Source organism: uncultured Megasphaera sp., from assembly GCF_958350005.1.
Classification (GTDB): domain Bacteria; phylum Bacillota; class Negativicutes; order Veillonellales; family Megasphaeraceae; genus Megasphaera.
Window position 1 is genome coordinate 1 of the sequence record NZ_CATWFF010000213.1, and the last position, 3,237, is coordinate 3,237.

The 3,237-nt window shown below is 49.3% G+C and carries 2 protein-coding genes; both read right to left on the minus strand.

What is annotated here, in order from left to right:
• Positions 1–850: 850 nt before the first annotated feature.
• Positions 851–2,173: a DUF3100 domain-containing protein gene (locus Q3886_RS09620; protein ID WP_301861237.1), complete on the minus strand. Its 1,323-nt coding sequence runs from the start codon at positions 2,171–2,173 to the stop codon at positions 851–853.
• Between the two features lie 238 nt (positions 2,174–2,411).
• Positions 2,412–3,236 carry a BRO family protein gene (locus Q3886_RS09625; RefSeq protein WP_301861239.1) on the minus strand — a complete coding sequence of 275 codons (825 nt, stop codon included), beginning with the start codon at positions 3,234–3,236 and terminating at the stop codon, positions 2,412–2,414.
• Position 3,237: the final 1 nt, after the last annotated feature.

The following is a 3,237-nucleotide window of genomic DNA, read 5'->3' on the forward strand; positions in this document are numbered from 1 at the left end:
TAGTGAATCTTTCGCATATTGGGTAAAATGTGATACCTCTTTCGCATACACGAGACACATGCAGCCATACCCGGCGTTTTACGCATACATGAATACATCGTTCTTTCCCACATATACCGGGGACCGGGAAGCGACAGGCCGAGGGTATTCCAGTCTGGCGATGTTCTTCCCATCAGGCCGGTCGCCCACAGGCCGTTGTCCGTCTGCAGCAGAATCTACCTTATCTCTCTGCCCGGAATGTCAGTATGAGTTGCGAATCAGCTTCTTGTCTGCCTGCAGAACCGCCAGACGGCCTATGGACTCCCTGTGATACCGTATGTCTCAGGCTCAGGCGGCGTATACCCCAGGTCGGGAGGCGATGGCCCTTCTGACCGTTCCGCGTAAGGGCTTATGCATTCGCTTACGCGCAATGGGTACCGTTTCAGCAGGGCGCATACACAGGGATTGTCCCGGGCGGACGGTCAAAGGGCTGTCGCTTCCCGGCCCCTCGGCATGATGGGGAAATCCACGGCCTGTGGGCGACCGGCATATGGATGAGACTGTTGCCGGACTGCCACTTCCCGGCCCCCGGCATATGTGACGAGCTTACGGCCTGCTGACGGCACCCTCTCCTTCTCCCCTCTTGTTATCCCTCTCCTTCTCTTTCTCTATAGGTGATGACGTCATCCATGATGTTTGATACGAAATGGCGTAATACAGCCAAAAACAGTCTCCCCATTTTGCAGAAAAAAGATTTCTGCACGCAAAAAAGGCCACGCCATAATGGCATGACCTTGTAATTGCTATTTTATTTTCTTCCTTAGAACACTCGTACAAAGAAGATTTCGTACCAACAACTGGATATATCAGCTTAAAAAATCCCTTCCAGGTGCAGCATAATTTCTGCCATCAAGGTTGCGCACAAGAAGGAACCTGATGCTACCATAATGGCAACGGGGACAATGCGCCAGGAAAGCCGTTTGAAAGCGGGAATATCTTTGCCCAGGGACAGACCGCCATAGGCCAGAATCGGCGTCGTCGTAGCCAGGAAGTTGAAGTTCTTCGTATGTTCGATAATAAAATCCGTACCCGGTATAGCCGGCACAGAGCACAATACGGCAAAAATAGAAACCCAGAATACGACAGGCAGTTTACGGAATCCCGGCAAATGAGCGATGCACAGGCCGACAAACGCGATGATAACCAGCAGCAGGGCTCCCGTAAAACTGTCCATGACGCTGACATGGTAGTTGCCAACCATGTTGCCGATGAATCCGAGAATCCCCGTAATGACCAGAATAATCAGGTCGTCCAGGCGAGTCAGTTTCTTCTGATCTTTCAGGGCCGCTGCATCTTCTTCGGCCTGCCGCTTGGCTTCTGCTGACAATTTTGCAGCTTTTGCATCTTCTTCGGCCGAAATTTCTTCGTGCCGCTTCTTGCCCGTAATGAATTCATATACTTTTACCGTTACAGGCAAGGAAATGAACAGGGCAAAATAAATGCCAATGACGGTAGTCATCAAATTGGCTGCACCGGCATAGGCCTGGATTTTCTGCGCTTCTTCCGGAAACACGGCGACAATGGAGCCGACTGAAGCAGCCATCATGCTGGCACTGCCAATACCGCCGCCCATGGCCAGGGCATAGGGATGAAAAATCCCCATTCTGGCAATAATGCCGGATAAAACGGAAATCCACAGGGCGCCAAACAAGGTGCCGCAGATGTACATCCCCATGACTCCTCGTCCTTCCGGAGAGAACATGCCATATTTTTCAGCAACAATGGCGACGTTCGGTTCCCGGTCAATAGAATAGCAGGCACCGACGGCTTCCCGCCCCATTCGCAGGAGCAGAGCCATAGGCAGGCCAAAGAGCAGGGTACCGAAGAAATGGCCGAATTCCTGCATAATCAGAGCCAGGCCGGAATTGAGCAGCATGTGCAGATTGGGGCCAATGCCCAGGCCGATCTTGACGAGGAGGAAAAACATGGCAATAGGCATAAACAGGCCCGCTTTTTCCATCATCGTATCGGTCATAATGTGAAACCTGGGATAACTGAGAACACCGCCAATGAGCAGTGCGTAGAACAAAGGCAGAAATACGACGAGGCCAAATTTCTGCACACCAATCCATTCCGCTACCAGGACGATGCACAGGGCAAACACGTGTATTCGCCACAGACGAAGAAATTCCATACATAAAACCTTCTTTCCCAATATAAATAGAAGACCCATACTTGCGTAAACCTTCAAGTATCACATGTCGTTCACCAACATTATACAGGTCGTATTCCCAGTCCGCAAGAACAGAGACAAAAAACGCACTGCTGAAACATACTGGCAGTGCGTTTCGTCAGAATACAGGACAAAAGTTTTCCCAGTGCCGTGTATACCGTATCTTCGGAACAGCTGAGAATCGTCAAATTTGAAATGCCTATTTTAAGTTTTTATTCGTAGGTTCGTCTGAGATAACGCCGCTGATAATTTTCGCAAAGTCCATAGCATTCATAGAAGTAATGACAGGCTTTCCCGTTTCCGCTTCCAGTGCCTTACGGGCAATTCCGGCAACGTTACCTCCACGGCGGGCCACCTGCTTATTTTCTTCAAATGTAGCAGGCTTTTCGGCTTTGGAGATATCTGTCGTAGACGTTTCAGCCAGCATGTTCAATACCAGTTCTGTCGTGCTCATATTGTCACGAAGGTTTTCCTTCTTTAGTCCCTTCAGCCGTTTGTATTCCCGAGTAGTCATGCCAGACCAGGCACGAGAAATTTCATTGGTTAAAATAGCGTATTCCGTACCTTTTTGAACACCTCGGTTCTGCCATTCATCAGTCAACTCTTTACGGACCTGGATAGCCTGCAGCCGCTGGTTGATCCATTCCCGGCTGTATCCTTTTTTGAGGTACGTTTCAAGAGCACGGTCTATGGCAAGCTCTGGATCTATGGTCTCGTCGATCCGTTCACGGCCTACCTCAGCCAGCCATAGTTTGAAAGGCTCTGCTTTAGGAGACGGAATAGACTGGATGATACGCAGTACCTGTTCTGTATCCGCTACGTCAGTCAAATAGCGTTTTCCGTCTTTATGGGATTTCAGTTTGAGTCGGTTACAATTTGTAACCGACTGATTCCCTTCTTTTTTCAGGCGGTTTTTAAGCACTTTCCAATAATTATTGGGATTAGGGCTATCTGTTAAAGCTGCAATAATATCAACAACGGAAAAATACCATTCTTCCTGCTCTTCATCCCAGACAGACCGTATT

Bases quoted from the DNA above. Each gene is read 5' to 3' on its own strand.
- Q3886_RS09620 (WP_301861237.1), bottom strand. From the start codon at position 2,173: ATGGAATTTCTTCGTCTGTGGCGAATACACGTGTTTGCCCTGTGCATC.